Source organism: Endozoicomonas sp. G2_2 (assembly GCF_017744135.1).
In the GTDB taxonomy this organism is placed as follows: Bacteria; Pseudomonadota; Gammaproteobacteria; order Nevskiales; family Salinisphaeraceae; genus Salinisphaera.
In genome coordinates, this window is record NZ_JAGHQU010000023.1 from 1 (window position 1) to 19,194 (window position 19,194).

Below are 19,194 nucleotides of genomic sequence, written 5' to 3' on the forward strand. Positions count from 1 at the left end.
GGGAAAGCAGATTAGCCTCGGGCATGGCGGTGGCCTTTCTTGGTTGCCTGGAATGCGTGGTAGCAATCCAAGCTTAAGCCATGCGGTCACCGCCGCCTTTCACGCTTATCTGCGAAGAACCTTTTTTATTGGCCGCGTCATCTACGCGGATTTCACCCGTACCCGCGCTGGGGCTATACTCCAGACACATCCAGGGAGCGTTCATGAGCCAGTTCGAGATCACGCACTTCGAGGATCGCGTGGAGGCCCTCATCGCGGCCTACCGGTCCCTGCTGTCCGATTACGACGCACTCAAGAAGGCGCACGAGGACGAGCAGGCCCGCAATCGCGAGACCCGCGAACGGCTCAACGGGGTGATCGAGCGTATCCGTGCGCTCGAGGCCGAAGCCGATAACGCCTAGCCCATAAGCGTGCGATAAACCTATGGCAGAAAAACAGACCGCGCTGACCATCCGTATCCTCGGGCGAGACTATTCCATCGCCTGCCCGGAGGGCGAACGCGAAAGCCTGCTGAGTTCGGCTGAATACCTGTCGCGGCGCATGCACGCGATCCAGCGCAAGGGCAAGACGCTGGGGATCGACCGGATCGCGGTGATGGCGGCGCTGAACATCGCCCGCGACCTCATTGCCGCCGAACGCCAGCTGGAGCGTCAGCAGGCCGGATTGCCGGCCACGGATGGCGAAATCAGCGATCGCCTGTCGCAGCTGCAGCTGCGTATTGAATCCGCGCTTGATGACCACAGATAACGGCGCGTAATATCAGCTATGCCGGCACTCCTGCGGTGTTCGACGACCTCCCGGTTCCCCTTGAGCCTAATTACCTAAACCGGGGTGGGAAGCGTCGCAGGTGAGTATGCCCGCCCTGGCTGCGGGAAACCTAATGCGGCGTGGAACGCCCCACTTGAGCATTCGTCTCAAGGATAGTGGACGGTCGACGGCACAGGCGGGAGTGGCGGTTCTTTCCTTTTCGACAGCAATCATCGAGCCTTTCGGCCCATGAATGCCAGCGTCCCCGATCAACGCAAGAGCGCGCTGCGCGCGCGACGTGCGCTCGCACCGGCGCGAGCCCGTACGGCCAGCCGCGATGCCTGCCGACGCATCGCCCGCCTGCCCCTGTTTCGACGGGCACGCCGCATCGGGCTCTACTGGCCCATGAGCCGCGAGGCCGATCCCCGCCCGCTCCTAGACGCACTGGCACCGCGGCAACAGGCGTTCCTGCCGCGGGTCATCGACCATCAACTGCGGTTCGTCGCGATCGACTCGCCTGGGTTTCGCCACCGACGCAGCGCGTTGGGGATCACCGAGCCGCTCGGCGGGCCACTGCGACCGGTGACCTGTCTCGACCTGCTCATCGTGCCCCTGGCAGGCTTCGACGCGGCGGCCCGGCGGATCGGCATGGGCGGCGGATTCTACGACCGCACACTGGCGCAGGTTGCCGCCAGCGGCGGATTTCGCGGCCCGCGCCTGATCGGTCTCGCCTTCGATACGCAACGTCTGGCACGTATCGAGACACGCCCCTGGGATGTCGCGCTCGATGCGGTCGTTTCGGAGTCCGCCGTTCACCGGCGGGCGACCTGTCCGCAGGCCCTGCGATAAACTGGCGCGGTATCGATTCACCGCGACCGACAAGGACCGAGCCTCAATGCGCTACTGGCTGATGAAATCCGAGCCCGACGAGTTCAGCATTCAGGATCTGCAGAACCGCAAGAACCAGACCGAAGGCTGGGACGGCGTACGCAACTACCAGGCGCGCAACTTCATGCGCGACGACATGTCCGAAGGCGATCTGGCCTTCTTCTATCACTCGAACACCAAGGTTCCGGGCGTGGTGGGCATCATGCGGATCTCGCGAGAAGGCTATCCGGACGATACGGCCTTCGATCCGAAGGACGCCCACTACGACCCCAAGTCCGATCCGGAAAAACCGCGCTGGTACCGCGTAGACGTCACCTTCGAGCGGGAACTCGCGCGCGTGATCTCGCTGGCCGAGATCAAGGACCACGCCGACGCGCTGGGCGACTTCCCGCTCGTGCGCAAGGGTAACCGGCTGTCGGTGATGCCGGTGGACAAGGCACACTGGGATTTCATTCTCGGGCTCGAAGACAACCCGCCCGAGTAGTCCGTCATGACGCAGCGCGCGTCGACAGCCACGGGGCCACGCATGCATACCGATCCCATTGCCGCCTGGCACGAACTCGTCGAAAACCGGAACTCGAGCGGTCTCGATGCGCTGCTCGACGACGACGCGGTGTTTCACTCGCCGGTCGTGCATACGCCGCAGGTCGGCAAGAAAATCACGGCGCAGTATCTCGGCGCGGCGCTGCAGGTGTTCGCCAACGACAGTTTTCGCTACGTGCGCGAAATTCGCGGCGAGCGTGACGCAGTGCTGGAGTTCGAGCTCGAACTCGACGGCATCCATGTCAACGGAGTAGACATGATCGCCTGGAACGACGCCCACCGCATCACCGAATTCAAGGTCATGCTGCGGCCGTTGAAGGCGGTCAACCTTATCCACCAGAAAATGGCGGCGATGCTCCAGGCCGCGCGCTAGGCGCCGGCTATGCGCGGCCCTCGGCCATTGCCTCGTCGATACGCTGAGTGACCGCCGACACCGGAATCAGCGCCATGACCTGATCGTCATCCTCGATTCGGGCGCCCCATTTGACCGTATCCGGCGTGGCGTTTCGATAGCGCGCTGCAGCCTCGGCGAAATAATCCACACAGAAACGCCGCGAGCGATAGGCGCCGCTACGCCGCGGGTCGGTGGCCGCATGTAGCGAAATCGTGGTGATGTCGGTGGCGTTCGCCATATGCGCCGGCCCCGAGTCCGGCGTGACGAGCAGGCGTCCACGCTCGAATAGCGCGATCAGCTGCTTGAGGTTGGTAGCGCCGATGAAGTTATCGGCCTGTTCGGACATCGCCATCTCGATCGCGGTGCCGATCTGTTTTTCCAGATCGCTCGGCCCGCCCACCAGAATCACGCGCATGCCATGCCGACGCACGGCATGGTCGGCCACGGCGGCATAGCGCTCGGCGAGCCAGTTACGGCGCGTGTGGCTGGAACAGGGGCTGATGAACAGTATGTCGCGGTCGTCGTCGCTGCCGAGCATGGCATGCGCCTTGGCCCGGTCGGCGTCCGCGACCGGTACGCGCCAGTCCATAACGGGCTCGTCGGCCCCCACCGCCGCCGCAAACGCCAGAAACCCGTCGACCACGTGACGGCTTGATACCGGCGCAATACGCTCACGCACGAACAGCCGCTGCGCATCGCGCGCCCGGCGCGTATCGAAGCCGATACGCCGGTCCGCCTTGACCAGCAGGCTGATGCGATTCGCGCGCCAACTGGCGTGCATGTTCAGAAAGGCATCGAAGCGCCGCCCGGCAAGCTGGCGCTTGAGATCGGCGATCGCCGCGCGCCCACCGCGCTTGTCGTAGACCAGGCACTCCACCCCCGGCAGTTCGGCGACCAGCGACGCCTCCGCGCGGTTGATGATCCAGCAGATCTGCACATCCGGCCGCGCCGCCTGCAGGGTTCTAACCGTGGGCACGACGTTGGCGCAGTCGCCCAGCGCGGACAGCCTGAGAATGCAGATTCGGCGCGGCACCCGCGGCCGGTCGGTGCCCGCCATTCAGTTGCTGCTCGCGTCCTGCGGCGCCGCGCTGCTGTCCGCCTGGCGCTCGGCCTCGATGAAAATGCGCTTGACGTTCTCGCAGCGGGCCTTGATGTCGCGGTCCATGCGTTCGATTTCGGTCTGTATCTGTTCGCCGCTCATGCCGCGCGCAAAGCGCACGCTGATGTTGGCAAGGATGAAATTGGGGCCGACGTGCATGGTCAGCACTTCGTTGATCCGAGCCACCGCATCATGGCCCGAGAGGACTTCGCGAATATCGCGCACCACGTGCTTGTTCGCCGCCTCGCCGAGCAGCAAGCCTTTGGTCTCGATCGCCAGCCAGATCGCAGTGACCGCGAGGATGAGGCCAATACAGATCGAGGCGATCCCGTCGAATATCTCGATGCCGGTCAACTGGCCGGCGAGCAGCGCGACAAAGGCCACCACCAGACCGAGCATCGCCGCGCTGTCCTCGAACAACACCAGGAATGCAACCGGATCTTTGCCGCGGCGCACGGCCTGGAAAGCAGTCCATTTGCCTTTCGAGCGGTTGAATTCCTTGGCGGCGATATACCAGGCCACGCCTTCGAAGAGCATCGCCAGGCCGAGCACCACATAGTTGATGATCGGGCTTTCGACCGGATGCGGATGCAGCAACCGATTGACGCCTTCATAAATCGAAATCCCCGAGCCCACCGCGAAGATGAGCACAGCAACCATGAAGCTCCAGAAATAGATTTCTTTGCCGTAGCCAAACGGAAACCGATCGTCCGCGGGGCGCTTGGCGCGCTTCATCCCGTACAGCAGAAGTCCCTGATTGCCGGTATCGACGGTGGAATGAATACCCTCGGCCATCATGGCGGCGCTGCCGGTGAACGCGGCGGCGATGAACTTGGTTACGGCGATCAGCAGATTACCGGCCAGCGCGGCATATATGACGGTCTTCGAACCCGAGGCCATAAGTTATCTCCCTTGGCATAACCGCGCCGCAGCGCGACGCGATGTGCTCAGGTGGTGTGCAGAAACAGCTGGTAGGCCGGGTTGTCGCTTTCCTCGGCGTATTCGTAGCCCAGCGCGTCCAGCGCGGCGCGACAGTCGGCCTGATCCTCCGGCCGAACCTGCAGCCCCACGAGCACCAGGCCATGCGCATGACCGTGATTGCGATAGTGGAACAGCGAAATGTTCCAGCGATCACCGATGCTGTCCAAAAACTTCAGCAAGGCGCCGGGGCGTTCCGGAAACTCGACCCGGAACAGAATCTCGTTGCCCGCGCCCTGGGCGCGGCCGCCGACCATGTGGCGCACATGCAGTTTGGCCATCTCGTTGCGGCTCATGTCGAGCACGGCATAGCCGCCGGCCTCGAGTTCGCCGATCAGCGCATCGCGCTCGGCCACGCCGTTGGACAGCTTCACGCCCACGAAGATCTGGGCCGAAATTGCGTCCGCATAGCGATAGTTGAACTCGCTGATCGAGCGATCGCCGATGATCGTGCAGAAACGCCGGAACGAGCCGGGCTGCTCGGGAATGGTCACCGCCAGCAGTGCCTCGCGCTGTTCGCCCAGTTCCGCGCGCTCCGCGATGTAGCTCAAGCGGTCGAAATTGACGTTCGCGCCGGACGTAATCGCCACCAGGTCCTCGTTTTCGATCCCGGTCTCGGCGACGTATTTTTTCGCGCCGGCCACCGCCAAGGCCCCGGCCGGCTCGGTGAGCGCGCGGGTATCTTCGTAGATGTCGCGAACGGCCGCGCAGATCTCGTCCACGCTCACGGTCATCATCGCGTCCACGTGCTTGCTGCACAGACGAAACGGCTCCCGGCCCGCCTGCTTCACCGCCACGCCGTCGGCAAACAGGCCCACTTCCGGCAGTTGCACCCGCTCACCGGCGGCAAGCGCGGCGCCCATGCTGGCCGCGTCCTCGGGTTCGACGCCGATCACGCGGATGTCGGGACGCACGCTCTTGATATAGGCCGCCACGCCGGCCAGCAGACCGCCGCCGCCCACGCAAACGAACACCGCATGGATGTCCTGCGGATGCTGACGCACGATCTCCATGCCGATGGTGCCCTGGCCGGCAATCACGTCCGGGTCGTCGTACGGGTGCACGTAGACGAGACCGTCGCGCGCCTGAAGCTCGGCGGCATGCGCCGCGGCGTCGTCGTAACCGTCGCCGTGCAGCACGATTTCGCCGCCGAAGCCGGCGACCGCGCGCACCTTGATGGCTGGCGTCGTGCGCGGCATGACGATCACGGCACGAATACCCATGTTGCGACCGGCCAGCGCCACGCCCTGAGCATGGTTGCCGGCCGAGGCGCAGATGACCCCGCGCTCGCGTTCCTCGGGCGACAGCTGTGCGATCTTGTTGTAGGCGCCGCGCAGCTTGAACGAGTGCACCGGCTGCAGATCCTCGCGCTTGAGAAAGAGCTGGTTGCCGATACGCGCGCTGAGTTGATGGGCCGCCATCAGTGGCGACTCGATCGCCACATCATAGACACGCGCGGTGTTAATGCGTTTGAGATAGTCGGCGTCGCCGATATCCACGGCCGGCGCGGACGACGACTCGGCGGTCTGTTTGAGGCTGCTGTTCATGAATCGCAAGGGTTAGAACAAGCGCCAATGCTAAACCCTTGGGCCAGTGCAGACCATCGCTGCAATGACCGGAACGCGCGCGAGGGCGACTCGCGGGAAGCGCTCGGCATCGCGTATCATGCCGCGAGTTTGTCGAGCGGGACCGCAATGGACACCAGTATCGTTTTCGTCGGCGGCGGCAACATGGCCACCAGCCTGATCAGCGGGCTGCGTCAGGCCGATTGTCCCGGCGAACGCATCACCGTCGTCGAGCCGGACGAGGCCAAGGGCGAACAGCTCGCCGCAAAGTACGGCGTGCACGTCGTGACCGCTGCAACGGCCGACGTGCTCGACGCCGAAGTGGTCGTGCTCGCGGTCAAACCGCAGATGCTGCGCGACGTCTGCCAAGGGCTCGCAAAGCCGATGGGCAACAATCGGCCGCTGGTCATCTCGATTGCAGCCGGCGTGCCCATCGCGGGCCTGCGCGAATGGCTCGGGGCCGATCACGCCTATGTCCGCTCGATGCCGAACACCCCGTCGCTGATCGGGGCGGGCGCCACCGGCCTCTACGCCGATGAGCGCGTCACCGCGGGTCAGCGCGAGCTGGCGGAGACGATACTCGCCACCGCGGGCATCGTGGCCTGGGTCGACGACGAAAAGCAGCTCGATGCGGTGACCGCGACCTCCGGCAGCGGGCCCGCCTATTTCTTTGCCTTCATGGAAGCCATGCAGGCCGGCGCACAGGAACTCGGCCTGGACGAATCGACGGCGCGCGAACTGGTGCTCCATACCGCGCTCGGTGCCGCGCGCATGGCGATCGAGTCCGGCGACGATCCGACCACCCTGCGCGAAAAAGTCACCTCGCCGGGCGGCACCACGGCCGCCGCGCTCGATGAATTCTCGCAGGGCGAACTCGGCGCGCTGGTGGAACGCGCCATGCGTTCGGCCGCCGGCCGTGCCGACAGCCTTGCCCGTGAACTGCTCGACAAATCGACATGATGCTCAACAACGCGAACAACGCCCTGCTGTTTCTCGTCGATACGGTCTTTGCGCTGTATATCGTCGTCGTGCTCATGCGCGCGCTGCTGCAGTGGGTGCATGCCGACTTTCGCAACCCCGTGTCGCAGTTCGTCTGGCGCGCGACGGCCATGCCGGTCGGCCTGCTCGCCCGCGGCATTCCGCGCTGGCGCAATCTCGACATCCCGGCGATCGTTTTCGCGGTCATCCTCTGCTTCATCAACATCCAGATCGACCTCGCGCTGGCCGCGCCCGAATTCGGTGCGCAGCCGGTCATGGCGCTGTGGTGGGCCGTGCTCAAGGCCGCCGTACTCGTGTGCAACTTCTATTTCTTCACGATCCTCATTCAGGCGCTGATGTCGTGGATATCGCCGGGCCAGCATTCGCCCGCCACGGCCATCCTCTGGACCATCAACGAGCCCCTGCTGCGGCCGGTGCGCAACGTCGTGCCGGCGATTGGCGGGCTGGACCTGTCCCCGCTGGTCGTCATCATCGGTCTGCAGGTCATCAGCCGGTTGCTGCCGCTACCGGGCCTGTTCCGCTAACCGGATGGTGATGCACGAACACGCCACCCATTCCGTCGGCCAGGTCGAACCGCAGACGCTGCATGTCGCCCAGGCAATGCCCCTGGACTGCGGCAAGACGCTCGATCGTTTCGACATCGTCTACGAGACCTACGGCACGCTTAACGCCGATGCCTCGAACGCGGTGCTGATCTGCCACGCGCTGTCGGGCAATCATCACGCGGCCGGCTACCACAGCGAGCAGGACACGAAACCGGGCTGGTGGGACAAGTGCATCGGCCCGGGCAAGATGATCGATACCAATCGGTTCTTCGTGGTCAGCCCGGCGAATCTGGGCGGCTACAACGGCTCCACCGGCCCCGGCAGCGCCCATCCGGATACCGGCCGTCACTACGGCCCGGATTTCCCGGTCGTCACGGTCGGCGACTGGGTGCGCTCACAGGACATCCTGCGGGAAGCGCTGGGCATTACGCAGTGGTCCGCGGTGATCGGCGGCAGCCTGGGCGGCATGCAGGTCATGCAATGGGCGATCGATTTCCCGAACCGGCTGCGCCACGCGGTGGTGATCGCGGCCGCACCGAAGCTCTCGGCCCAGAACATCGCCTTCAACGAGATCGCCCGTCAGGCCATCGTCACCGACCCGGAATTTCACGGCGGGCGCTACTACGAGCACGAGGTCGTGCCCCGGCGCGGACTCATGCTCGCGCGCATGCTCGGGCATATCACCTATTTGTCCGACGAGGCGATGCGCGCCAAGTTCGGGCGTGATCTGCGCGACGGGCGCATCTCCTACGGCTTCGACGTGGAGTTCCAGGTCGAGTCCTATCTGCGCTATCAGGGCCAGTCGTTCGTGGATCGTTTCGACGCGAACACCTATCTGCTGATGACCAAGGCGCTGGACTACTTCGACCCGGCGCATGCGCACGGCGGCGATCTGGCCAAGGCCTTCGCGCCGGCCACCGCGCGGTTCATGGTGATCTCGTTCACCTCGGACTGGCGCTTTGCCCCCGAACGCTCGCGCGAGATCGTCGACGCGCTCGTGGATGCCGGCAAGCAGGTCTCCTATGCGGAAGTGACCTCCGATCTCGGCCACGACGATTTCCTGCTCACGCTGCCGCATTACGTGGACACGCTGCGGGCCTATCTGGACCGTGCGGCCCGGGAGATCGGCGCATGAACACCTATCTGACCGAAACCCACGACGGCCTGCGCGACGATCTCGCCCTGATCTCGAACTGGATCACGCCCGGCGCGCGCGTGCTCGATCTGGGTTGTGGCGACGGTGCCCTGCTGGCCCATCTGCAGCAGACCAAGCAGGTCAGCGGTTACGGCCTCGAAATCGACCCCGACAATCTCATCGCCTGCGTAGCCGCCGGCGTCAACGTGCTGCAGCTCGACCTCGACGCCGGCCTCCAGCAGTTCGAAGACAACAGCTTCGACTTCGTCGTCATGAGCAGCGCGCTGCAGGAAGTCCGCCGCCCGGACGAACTGGTCGAGGAGATGCTGCGCATCGGTCGCGACTCGATCGTCACCTTTCCCAACTTCGGCCACTGGAAACCGCGCATGTCGCTGGGTCTGCGCGGGCTCATGCCGGTGTCCGGCTCGCTGCCCAACCGGTGGTACGATACGCCCAACATCCATCTGTGCACGGTGCGGGACTTCGAGACGCTATGTGGGCACAAACGCGTGGAAATCGTCCGGCGACACGTCGTCAATCATGCGCATCGCAGCAATATCGGCATGCGCACCTTTCCCAACCTGCTCGGCGAAATCGCCCTGTACCAGCTGCGGCGCGGCACCTCGGACTGATCGCCCTCACGCTGCTGTGCGCCGCCGCATGGCCCGTCTGGGCGGCCGGCGGTTCCATCAACAGCGGCAACTACGTGGTGCACTACAGCGCCGTGAACAGCCTGGATATTCCCGCATCGGTGGCCCGGGACAACGGCATTGCCCGCGACGGCGAGACCGCGATCGTGATGATCACGCTACAAAGACCCACGCCCGAGGCACCGCTTCAGGCCGTAGCCGCCAACGTGTCCGGCAGCGCGCGCTCGCTGATGGGCGAACGCAAGACCCTGGAATTCCGGCGCGTCGAACGCGCCGACAGCATCTACTCGCTGGCCCCGGTACCCATCGACGACGAGCAGACGCTCACCTTCAATCTGGACGTCACGGCCGCCGACGGCAGTGCCACCGTGCCGGTCCGCTTCAACCAGACGTTTTTCACCCGCTGATCGGTCCCGGCAACGGCCGCGCAGCCGCCGCTATTCGCCGGTAACCGCCAGCTTGGCGCGGATGAACTCGCTGTGCGGCAGATAGAGCATTTCGGCGAGTTCGCGCAGCAGGTGCTCCTCGTGCGCGTCCAGGTGCCGATCGGCATAGGCCACGCGCCATAGCATTTCCAGCACCTGGCGCTTTTCGGCCGGTTCCAGCCCGTCGTTGAGCGTCTTGAGGAAACGGTAGAGCGAGACCGACTTCGACGCTTCGGGCTGCGCCGCCGCCATGAGCTCTTCGGTCTCGGCGTCGTCGAGCGCGAAATGCATCTTGAGCTGGCGGCGGATCTCGACGTATTCCTCGTCGGCGTGACGATGATCTGCGTGGGCCATCTCCAGCAGCAGAACCGCTGCCGCGATGCGCTGGGCCTGCTCGACATCGCGTCCCTGCTCGGTCTGCGGATTGAGCGCCTCCGCGAGGCGTTCGAACAGCCCCATTATTTGCCTGCCTCGTCCAGATGCGCGATCACGCGCTTTCTCAGGTCAGTCAGGCGCCCGTGCAGGAAATGCCCGGCGCCTTCGAGGATCTGGACATCGACCGACGGTTCGAGTGCGCGTACCGCGGCAATCGAGGCATCGACGTCGATCACGTCGTCGTCGTCACCGAAGATCGCCAGCCAGTCGGTATCCGGCCGCGGCAACGCGGCATCGAAATAGGCCGACGGAAAGCCGACCGTGACCAGCCGCGGGGGCGCGTCGCGATCGGCCAGCCGCAGCGCGACGGCGGAACCGAAGGAAAACCCGGCGAGTGCCGCCAGCGACAGACCCGACGCCTTCAACGCCCAGTCACGGACCGCGGCGGCATCGTCCACCTCGCCGACACCGGCATCGTAGGCGCCCTCACTCTGACCGACACCGCGAAAATTGAAACGCACCGCGGCCAAGCCTGCCATGGTGGCAGCGCGCGCCATCATGAACACGACCTTGTTGTCCTTGGTGCCGCCCTGCTGCGGGTGCGGATGACAGATGACCGCCAGTCCGCGTGGCGTGGCGTCGGGCAGGTCGACATCGACCTGCAGTTCGCCGGCCGGCCCCTGGATGAGGCCGCTGGCACGGTTCTTATCGTCGGGCCATTCGAGCATGGGCATGGTTACTTTGAATCGGTCTCGGGTTTGTTTTCTCGCGCCGGCGCCTCGTCGACGCGCGCATCGGCCGGTGTTTCGGGCTCGCCGCTCGCAGCCGCCGCCGCGACACGCCCACTGGCGGCCTCGGCGCGTTCGGCGCGCGCCTTGCGACGCTCGCTCGCGCTCTTCTTCGGCGCGTAGTAGATGACGGTGTCCCCTTCCTCGGGCCGTGCGTTACCGCCCGCGGCATTGAACAGCACGGTGCCATCGGCAAACAGCGTGGCGATGACGATGGCATCGGTCGGGCAGTCGCGGCGAAAATCCTCGCGCGTGTAGCTTTCCGTGATCCGCGTCTTGTAGAACTGCCAGCTCTGGAAATGCCGGCGCCAGAGTTCCTCGTACTGGGCGTTCTCGTGGAACGCCGGCCGGCCGCGCAGCGGCCGCGCCACGATCTTGGAGTCGTTGTCCTCGTCGGCGGCATACATCGGCAGCTGGAACACACGGTCGTGTTCGAGACTGGTCACGAAATGCGAGCACACCAGCGCGTTGTAGGCGTCGTTACTCGTGGCCGCCAGCAAACAGGCGATCTCGTTGAGCTCGAGCGATTGCTGGATCTGGTCGGACAGCACCTCGCCGTAGAGCACGCGCACGCCGGCGAGACGCGCCGTACGCAGACGGTGCCAGGAGGAATCGACCAGCAGCACCTGAACGTTCAGCTCGTTGGTGAGCGCGCGCGCCAGCTCGGTCGACCACGGCGAGGCCCCAACGATGAGCACGCCGTTTGGCTCAGCCGACAGGCGCAGCCAGCGCGACAGCCAGCCGATCGAAAAGCCATGCAGGATGACGGTCGAGAACACGATGGCGAAGATCAACGGCAGCAGCTGCTCCGCGCCGCCGTAGCCGGCCTCGATCATGCGCGGGCCGAACACGCCGGCAACCGCCGCGGCAACGATACCGCGCGGCGCGATCCAGGCGACCAGGGTGCGATCGCGCCAGTTCATGTCGGTGAACATGGTGGACAGGAGCACCGCCGCCGGGCGCACCACGAACAGCACCGCGAACACCAGCGCGGCCGCGTGCCAGTCGAGATGCAGCAGCACGTTCGGGTCGAGATCGGCGGTGAGCACGATGAACACGGTCGAAACCATGAGGATCGTGATGTATTCCTTGAATCGGCGCAGCTCGGCCATGCCAGCGATCGACAGATTGCCCATCACCATGCCCATGACGGTGACCGCCAGCAGCCCGGCTTCGGCGAATATCTCGCTGGCCAGCCCGTAGATCACCAGCACGAAGGCAAAGGTGACCGGCGCCTTGAGATATTCCGGCACCCAGATGTGGTTGAACGCCCAGCCCAGCGCCACGGCCACGCCGCCGCCCAGCGCGAACGAGATCAGGATCGCCCAGCCCAAGTCGACGAACACCTGTGCGCCGTTGCCCGCATCGGCGCCGGCGAACACGAAATACTGGAACACCAACACCGCCAGCAGCGCGCCGATCGGGTCGTTGATGATGCCTTCCCATTTCAGATACGACGCCGTGCGCCGGTTCAGCCCGGCCTGGCGAAGCATGGGAATGATGACCGTCGGGCCAGTGACGATCAGGATCGCGCCGAAAAGCAGCGAGACCGCCAGGCTCAGGTCACCGATGTAATAGGCAGCGAGCGTATACAGCAGCCACGACAGCGCCGCACCCACCGACACCAGGCGCTTCACCCCGGACGCGGCTTCCTTGAACTCGTGCAGGCGCAGGCTCAGGCCGCCTTCGAAAAGGATCACCGCCACCGCGAGACCGACCAGCGGCGACAGCACTTCGCCGATGTCGTGGGTGGGGTTGATCACGCCGAAGACCGGGCCCGCCAGCACGCCGCTGACCAGGAACAGCACGATGGCCGGGATCCGCAGCGACCAGGCGATCCACTGCGAGAACACGCCCAGGGCGACGATCGATATCAGTATCAGGGAAAGATGATGTTCCATTCGGGTCCGCTACGCGACACGGGCTCGCGGGCCAAGTTCAAATCACCATAGACAGGTCGTACGCCGACCACAACGGGCCGCGTACGGCCTGCGTCGTGCGCGGCACGGGCGCTACAGCGAATCCCAGCTGCTGCCCTTGCGCTTGCGACGGAACAGCGGCAGCACGAGACCGACGATGATGCCGCCGATCATGATCAGCGCGCCGATCTTCATGCCGTCGCGACGGCTCTGAAGCGCCGCGTTCTCGTGACGCAGCCGCTCGTTATCGCTACGCATGGACAGCAATTCCTCGCGAAACTTTTCGTTCTCGTTGCTGATACGCACGGCGTCCGCAGAAGTTTCACGCAGCTGCTGAAGACGCTGCTTGAGATCCTCGTTCTCGCTCTGGAGCGCGCTCTTGGTCTCGGTCAGCTCCTGCGAGCCGCTACGCACTTCCTCGAGCTGCTGCTTGAGCTCCTCGTTCTCCTTCTTGAACTGCTCGGTCTGCTCCTGCATGGACGCAATGCGGGTACGCGCGGCCGGCTGCTCCGACAGGAAACGCGTGAGCACATAGCCGGTCGTGCCGTCGCTGGTACGCACCTGGGTCCAGCCGTTGGCCTCGGACAGCGTATTCAGCCGTTCGCCGGCGTTAAGCAGTTCACTGATGCGATAGCCCGTGCCCGGGCCGCGGCGCATGTTGATCGACAGTTCGTCGCTGACATACCGCGTTGCGGCCGTCGCGGCCGTGCTGAACATCATGAGGCCGATAAGACCGGCGATCAGCCCGTTCTTGTAACGCATGCGAGGTCATCCACTTCAGGTTGCGGCACGGGGCGCCGCAGACCTCGAAACAGGGCACGGCGCTCGACAAGCCCGCGAGTGTAGCAAACCCCCGCACGGCTTCGGGCATCCCGTTCAAACGCCGGCATGTCAAGCGTTCCGGCAGGCGAAGACTGCATCTGCACGATGCGGCCGCTAGACTGTGCGCGGCCATTCGACCGACCCATGACCATGCAGTTGACCGATATCGGCGCGAACCTCGCGCACGAAAGTTTTGCCGAGGATCTGGACGCGGTTCTCGAGCGTGCCCATGCCGCCGGCGTCAGCCGGCTCGTGGTTACCGGCAGCGACCTGGAGAGCAGCCGCGCCTCGCTCGAGCTCGCTGGCCGGTATCCGGGCCGATGCTTCGCGACCGCCGGGCTGCACCCGCACCACGCCGAGGACTGGAACGCCGACCTCGAAACACTCATGCGAGAGGCCGCCGCCGCGGGCCGCCTGGCCGCAGTCGGCGAAACCGGATTGGACTTCTTTCGCGATATCTCGCCGCGGGATGTGCAGGAACGCGTCTTCGCCGCGCAGCTGGCGGTGGCCTGCGATAACGACATGCCGGTGTTTCTGCACCAGCGAGAGGCCCACGATCGCTTTCTGCCGATACTGCGCGAACACCTGCCCGATCTGCCCCGCGCGGTGGTCCACTGCTTCACCGACGATCGCGCCGCGCTCGACAGCTATATCGAGGCCGATTGCTATATCGGCATCACCGGATGGGTCTGCGACGAGCGTCGCGGGCGCGACCTTTACGACAACGTCGTCCGCATTCCGGACGAGCGGCTGATGATCGAGACCGATTGCCCCTACCTCATGCCGCGCACCATCCGCCCGAAGCCCAAAACGCGCCGCAACGAACCCGCGAATCTGCCCTGGGTGCTCGAAACCGTGGCTGCAGCCCGTGGCCAGGCGATCGAGGACGTGGCCGCACGCACCCATGCCAATGCAGCCCGTTTCTTCAATCTGGAAGACGCGCGCTAATACGGATGGTCGCCGACCGGCCAACCCGTTATGCTGGCTCGACAATCACGATTCCAGGGAGATCCCATGAGTCAAAATGCCGAGAACGAAGCCCTCAAGAAGGACATTGAACAGCTGCGCAACGACCTTGCGGCGCTGGCGAAAAGCTACAAAGCTTCCGGTGAACAGCAGGCGCAGGCCGGCCTCGACTCGGCCCGTGGGAAGTACTACGAACTGCGCGACGAAGCCAATCGCCGCACCCAGGACGTGGGCAGCGAGATCGAGGCGCGGCCGTTCACCAGCGTACTCGCCGCATTCGGCATCGGCCTCGTGCTGGGCAAGCTGATCGGCCGCTAGCCCGTGGGCATCAAGGAAAAGCTCATCAAGGTGATGAGCCTCAACGTTGTCCTCTGGCTGCTGATGCTGTTGGTGTTCAGCGGCCTGCTGCTTTGCGCGGGTGGCATCTACCTGTTGCTCGCGGCGCAGATGACGCAGGTTCAAGCGCTGCTGATTACCGGCGGTGGCCTCATTGCCATCGTCGCCTGCCTGCTCTTGTTCGTCGCGCTTTCATCTTCGTCGACCGCCAAGAAGACGAAAGCTAATGAGAACAAGCCGGTAGAGCATAATTCTGACAACGCGATTGAACACCAGCTGCGGCCGTTGCTCGGCAATCAGGCCACCGACTGGGCGAAGCGCAACTCCGGGCTCGCCATCGCCGGTGCCCTCTCCGCGGGCGTGATCCTCGCTGCCAGCCCGCGCACCCGCGCCGCGTTGATGGGCGCGGCCGGGCCCCTGATTACCCGCAAGGCCGTCAAGTTCATCGACCAGTTGACCGACGACAGCTGACCCGCCCGGCAAGCCACCGACCCGGCCGGCGCCCATGGCGCCGGCTTTTTTGTGGGCGTCGGTTGTGATGCCGAAGCAGCCCGCCGGTCGCGCCTTCGCGCACGCCGCGCCCGATCTGCATGGGCGTATCGAACGGGGCTTGGAATAGGAATGATTATCAGTTAGCTTTTAACCTTTCCTGCCTATCCCTGATTGCCATGAACCGTCTGCCCCGGCCCATCCTCCACACCACCCTGTTCGTCTGCCTGTGCCTCGGCGCGGCGGGCGCCGTTCAAGCACACGGCGAGCTGTCCCCGGTCGACGACCTCACGGCCCATATCGGCGATTACGAAAACGAGGTCGCCGACATGCGCTCGACGGTCGACAGTATCGTGGCCGATTACGCCGCGGGCGAGGCCGTGGCCGACCGCGTCGATGCGCTGGTCGAGACGTGGGAAGAAGTCGAGTTCCACGAAGCGGTGGAAACCCACGCCATGCCGCTGTACCCGTCGATCTGGATCGCGCTGGGCGGGCTGCGCGAAGCGGTCGATGAATCCGGCGCCGACGCCGATGTACAACAGTGGCAGCGCCGTCTCGAACAGGCGCTCTACGAAGGCGTCGGTGCGCTCAAGCTGGCCGCGACCCAGCAGGACGATGAGGCCGATACGGCCGAAACGGCGGCTCACGGGCATGGCGCGGCAGCCGACGAGCGCCCCACCATCACCATCATCAAGGACAATCTGCAGTCTGTGGTGAAAACCTATCGCGAAGGCGATGCCGAGTCTGCACAATCGCTTCTTCATCAAACATATATCGAGCGTTTTGAAGGTATCGAGGGAGATCTGATCGAGCGCGACGCCGATCTCGTCACCGACCTCGAGAAAGACTTCAACGCCACGCTCCCGCTGCTTATGGAGAAACAGGCATCGGCCGACGATCTCGCCGCCGAAGTCGAAAAGATGAACGCCAAGCTCGACCGCGCCCAGACGTTGCTGGACGACGCCGCGAAAGATCAGAGTTCGGTCTTCTAGATGATCGACCGTCGCACCCTGCTCAAAAGCGCCGCCGCGCTCGGTCTGCTCGGCCCGACCCATCTTTGGGCGGCATCGAACAGGCAATCCATCGCCGCGGAATCGGCCGACGACCTGCCGCCGCTGGTCGGCAAGCTCAGCGTCTATCTCGGGCGTGGCGAGGGCGGGCTGTATGACGACATCGTGGCCGCGATCGAAAAGCGCAATCCGGAACTGGAACTCAGTATCCGGCGCGCGCCGTCCGCCGCACTCGCGAACACGCTCGTTGCAGAGGCCAAGGCCGGCGTCAGCCGCGCCGATCTGTTCTGGTCGATCGATGCCAGCTCGCTCGGCGCGGTCGCAGCCGAAGGCGTAAGCCGGCCCGTACCCGCGGCCATCCGTCGGCATATCAAGCCGGACTTCCGTTACGAGGCGTGGGCCGCCATTTCCGGGCGCCTGCGCACGGTCCCCTACAACCCGACCCGTCTGGACGCCGCGGCCATTCCCGACGACATCATGGCCTTCGCCGATACGGACCTGAAGATCGGCTGGGCGCCCGCCTACGGCGCGTTCCAGTCGTTTGTCACCGCCATGCGTGTGCTCGAAGGCGAGGCGCGCACCCGGCAGTGGCTGCGCGGCGTGAAGACGCAGGCCCGAAGCTACGCCGGCGAACTGGGCGTGGTGATGGCGGTCGCACGCGGCGAAGTCGATCTGGGGTTCGCCAACCACTACTACACGCTGCGGCTGAAACAGGGCAAACCCGACGCAAACGTCGATCTGGCCCTGACGCGCAACGATGCCGGCAGCCTCGTCAACTCCTCCGGCGTGCTCCTGCTCAACGACAACCCGCTCGCGGCGAATTTCCTGCGCTATCTGCTCACCGACGAAGTACAGTCGTATCTCGCGCGCGAAGCCTACGAGATTCCCATGGCACCGGGTGTCGCGCTGCCGCAAGGCCTGCCCGAGCGCGTGCAGCCGCCGTCGCTGGACCTGACCCAACTGGCCGATCTCAAACCCACGCTGGACCTGCTGCGCGAAACGCGGGTGCTATGACCCGCACGCCGCTGTCGTACCTGCCGGCGGCGCTGGCCGCCGCGGCGGCGCTCGCGCCGGTCGCGGTGCTGGTCTGGATGAGCGTGGGCGCGGATCTGCTCATCGACGGGCGCGCGTTCGAGATCGCGCTCAACACCGTCGCACTCACGCTGCTGACCGTGGCGGGCGCGGTACTGATCGGGGTGCCGCTGGCGGTGGTGACCACCTACGCCGATCTCGCGTTCCGGCGCGTATGGGTCGCGGTCCTGGCGGCGCCGCTGGCCGTGCCCAGCTATCTCGGCGCGTTCGCGTTCTTCGCGGCATTCGGGCCCGGCGGCGAGATCGAGACCGTCGCCGGGCTGGCGACGCCGCGCGCCCAGGGCCTCGCCGGCGCTACTCTGGTGATGACGCTCTATACCTACCCGTTCGTGCTCATCTCCACGCGCGCTGCCCTGCAAAGCCTCGACGCGAACGTTGTGGACGCGGCCCGCACGCTCGGGCTGTCGCTGCCCGCGGCGCTGCTACGGATCGTGCTGCCGCGGGCCGCCAACGGCATTGCTGCGGGCAGCCTGCTCGTCGCCCTGTATACGCTATCGGATTTCGCGACCCCGGCGATCATGCAGCTGGATACCTTCACACGCATGATCTACGTCGAATACAACGCCTTCGGGCTTGATCGCGCGGCCCTCATGTCGCTGCAATTGCTGGCACTGGTGGTCATCGTGCTGTTCTTCGAGTCCCGCGTGCGGGTACGCCGCGAACGACCCGGGCGCATTCTGCGTCTGCCGCTGGGTAACGGTGTGAAAGCCGCGGCCCTGCTACTCGCCGGCCTCGTCGTGCTGGCCGCGCTGGTCCTGCCGGTTGCAATATTCGGCGCGTGGCTGGTGCGCGAAGGCGTCGTCGGCTTCGAGCCGGCGTATGCGCTCAATTCGGCCTATGCTGCCCTGCTCGCCGCAGCCGGGGCCGTGATTCTCGCACTGCCCGTGGCCTACGCCGCATCCGTCGGCTGGATCGGCCGGCTGTGCGAGCGCGCGACCTATCTCGGCTTCGGCATTCCGGGCATCGTCATGGGTACCGCGCTGCTCTATCTCGGCCTGCGCCTGCCGCTGCTCTACCAGACGTTGACGCTCCTGGTTCTGGCCTACGTGCTGCGGTTTCTGCCGCTTGCGGTGGGCGCGGTGCGTTCCAGCACCGAGCGCGTGGAGAACAACCTGGTCGGGGCCGCGCGCAGCCTCGGGGCTACGCCGGGCGAGGCGTTTCGTCGCGTGAGTCTGCCGCTGATACTGCCCGGTATCGTGGCCGCGGCCGCATTGGTGTTTCTCGAGGCGATGCGCGAACTGCCGGCCACGCTGCTGCTGCGCCCGACCGGTTTCGATACGCTGGCGACTTATCTCTGGCGTGTCTACGAGGCAGGCTATCTCGGTCGCGGCGCGGTGCCGGCGCTGGCACTCGTGGTGGTTTCCGGTGTCGCACTGGTGCTCATGCTCTCGGGCGAAGCCCGACGGCGCCGCCTGACCGCCGGCTAGAA

General features: G+C 65.3%; 23 protein-coding genes and 1 other RNA gene. 17 read left to right on the top strand and 7 right to left on the bottom strand.

The genetic code is table 11. The features are described 5' to 3' along the window. Positions 1–203 precede the first annotated feature (203 nt). From J7355_RS17150 to J7355_RS17175, 6 genes are all read left to right on the top strand, one after another. Positions 204–401, top strand: coding sequence for a hypothetical protein (locus tag J7355_RS17150; protein WP_209064903.1), 198 nt, complete (start codon positions 204–206; stop codon positions 399–401). A 22-nt stretch (positions 402–423) separates the two neighbouring features. Then, the gene (locus J7355_RS17155) at positions 424–747 is read left to right on the top strand and encodes a cell division protein ZapA (RefSeq protein WP_209064905.1); all 324 of its coding nucleotides are present in this window, start codon (positions 424–426) and stop codon (positions 745–747) included. 24 nt (positions 748–771) lie between these two features. Further along, positions 772–954, top strand: a non-coding RNA gene (gene ssrS / locus J7355_RS17160) — 6S RNA. Positions 955–996: 42 nt separating this feature from the next. Beyond that, a complete protein-coding gene (locus tag J7355_RS17165; protein WP_209064907.1) occupies positions 997–1,596 on the top strand; it encodes a 5-formyltetrahydrofolate cyclo-ligase in 600 nt (199 codons plus the stop codon). 46 nt (positions 1,597–1,642) lie between these two features. Next, positions 1,643–2,119: an EVE domain-containing protein gene (locus tag J7355_RS17170; RefSeq protein WP_209064909.1), complete on the top strand. Its 477-nt coding sequence runs from the start codon at positions 1,643–1,645 to the stop codon at positions 2,117–2,119. A 6-nt stretch (positions 2,120–2,125) separates the two neighbouring features. Next, a complete protein-coding gene (locus tag J7355_RS17175; RefSeq protein WP_247740068.1) occupies positions 2,126–2,551 on the top strand; it encodes a nuclear transport factor 2 family protein in 426 nt (141 codons plus the stop codon). Positions 2,552–2,558: 7 nt separating this feature from the next. Here J7355_RS17175 and J7355_RS17180 read toward each other — a convergent pair whose 3' ends face one another. The 3 genes from J7355_RS17180 to ilvA are packed head-to-tail and all read right to left on the bottom strand — an operon-like array spanning position 2,559 to position 6,196. Then, the gene (locus tag J7355_RS17180; protein ID WP_209064911.1) at positions 2,559–3,629 is read right to left on the bottom strand and encodes a glycosyltransferase family 9 protein; all 1,071 of its coding nucleotides are present in this window, start codon (positions 3,627–3,629) and stop codon (positions 2,559–2,561) included. Continuing rightward, positions 3,630–4,571, bottom strand: coding sequence for a cation diffusion facilitator family transporter (locus tag J7355_RS17185; RefSeq protein WP_209064913.1), 942 nt, complete (start codon positions 4,569–4,571; stop codon positions 3,630–3,632). A 47-nt stretch (positions 4,572–4,618) separates the two neighbouring features. Beyond that, entirely contained in the window at positions 4,619–6,196 is a 1,578-nt protein-coding gene (ilvA, locus tag J7355_RS17190; RefSeq protein ID WP_209064915.1) for a threonine ammonia-lyase, biosynthetic, read from the bottom strand. Between the two features lie 147 nt (positions 6,197–6,343). Between ilvA and proC the strand changes: the two genes are divergently transcribed. The 5 genes from proC to J7355_RS17215 all read left to right on the top strand — a co-directional run bounded on the left by proC (position 6,344) and on the right by J7355_RS17215 (position 9,950). Continuing rightward, positions 6,344–7,174, top strand: coding sequence for a pyrroline-5-carboxylate reductase (gene proC, locus J7355_RS17195; RefSeq protein WP_209064917.1), 831 nt, complete (start codon positions 6,344–6,346; stop codon positions 7,172–7,174). After that, positions 7,171–7,737 carry a YggT family protein gene (locus tag J7355_RS17200; protein WP_209064919.1) on the top strand — a complete coding sequence of 189 codons (567 nt, stop codon included), beginning with the start codon at positions 7,171–7,173 and terminating at the stop codon, positions 7,735–7,737. The genes proC and J7355_RS17200 overlap by 4 nt, the downstream gene beginning before the upstream one ends. Positions 7,738–7,747: 10 nt before the next feature. Then, entirely contained in the window at positions 7,748–8,893 is a 1,146-nt protein-coding gene (locus tag J7355_RS17205; protein ID WP_209064921.1) for a homoserine O-acetyltransferase, read from the top strand. Then, a complete protein-coding gene (metW, locus tag J7355_RS17210; protein ID WP_247740069.1) occupies positions 8,890–9,525 on the top strand; it encodes a methionine biosynthesis protein MetW in 636 nt (211 codons plus the stop codon). Before J7355_RS17205 ends, metW begins: the two co-directional genes overlap by 4 nt. 74 nt (positions 9,526–9,599) lie before the next feature. Next, the gene (locus J7355_RS17215) at positions 9,600–9,950 is read left to right on the top strand and encodes a DUF4426 domain-containing protein (protein WP_209064922.1); all 351 of its coding nucleotides are present in this window, start codon (positions 9,600–9,602) and stop codon (positions 9,948–9,950) included. Positions 9,951–9,980: 30 nt separating this feature from the next. Here J7355_RS17215 and J7355_RS17220 read toward each other — a convergent pair whose 3' ends face one another. The 4 genes from J7355_RS17220 to J7355_RS17235 form a co-directional block, all read right to left on the bottom strand. Then, entirely contained in the window at positions 9,981–10,427 is a 447-nt protein-coding gene (locus tag J7355_RS17220) for a TerB family tellurite resistance protein (protein WP_209064924.1), read from the bottom strand. Continuing rightward, positions 10,427–11,071 carry an alpha/beta fold hydrolase gene (locus J7355_RS17225; RefSeq protein WP_209064926.1) on the bottom strand — a complete coding sequence of 215 codons (645 nt, stop codon included), beginning with the start codon at positions 11,069–11,071 and terminating at the stop codon, positions 10,427–10,429. The genes J7355_RS17220 and J7355_RS17225 overlap by 1 nt, the downstream gene beginning before the upstream one ends. Positions 11,072–11,079: 8 nt before the next feature. Then, a complete protein-coding gene (locus J7355_RS17230) occupies positions 11,080–13,032 on the bottom strand; it encodes a sodium:proton antiporter (RefSeq protein ID WP_209064928.1) in 1,953 nt (650 codons plus the stop codon). 111 nt (positions 13,033–13,143) lie between these two features. Continuing rightward, complete coding sequence (locus J7355_RS17235; protein WP_209064930.1) at positions 13,144–13,812, bottom strand: TIGR04211 family SH3 domain-containing protein; 669 nt, start codon at positions 13,810–13,812, stop codon at positions 13,144–13,146. A 204-nt stretch (positions 13,813–14,016) separates the two neighbouring features. Between J7355_RS17235 and J7355_RS17240 the strand changes: the two genes are divergently transcribed. From J7355_RS17240 to J7355_RS17265, 6 genes are all read left to right on the top strand, one after another. Beyond that, positions 14,017–14,820 (top strand): TatD family hydrolase, encoded by an 804-nt coding sequence (locus J7355_RS17240; protein ID WP_209064932.1) that lies wholly within the window; start codon positions 14,017–14,019, stop codon positions 14,818–14,820. A gap of 66 nt (positions 14,821–14,886) precedes the next feature. Beyond that, entirely contained in the window at positions 14,887–15,156 is a 270-nt protein-coding gene (locus J7355_RS17245; protein ID WP_209064934.1) for a hypothetical protein, read from the top strand. Positions 15,157–15,159: 3 nt separating this feature from the next. Next, the gene (locus tag J7355_RS17250) at positions 15,160–15,645 is read left to right on the top strand and encodes a hypothetical protein (protein ID WP_209064936.1); all 486 of its coding nucleotides are present in this window, start codon (positions 15,160–15,162) and stop codon (positions 15,643–15,645) included. Between the two features lie 197 nt (positions 15,646–15,842). Next, positions 15,843–16,655: a hypothetical protein gene (locus J7355_RS17255; protein ID WP_209064938.1), complete on the top strand. Its 813-nt coding sequence runs from the start codon at positions 15,843–15,845 to the stop codon at positions 16,653–16,655. Beyond that, positions 16,656–17,687, top strand: a complete 1,032-nt coding sequence (locus tag J7355_RS17260) for a substrate-binding domain-containing protein (protein ID WP_209064940.1) — start codon at positions 16,656–16,658, stop codon at positions 17,685–17,687. Then, complete coding sequence (locus J7355_RS17265; RefSeq protein ID WP_209064942.1) at positions 17,684–19,192, top strand: ABC transporter permease subunit; 1,509 nt, start codon at positions 17,684–17,686, stop codon at positions 19,190–19,192. The genes J7355_RS17260 and J7355_RS17265 overlap by 4 nt, the downstream gene beginning before the upstream one ends. Positions 19,193–19,194: the final 2 nt, after the last annotated feature.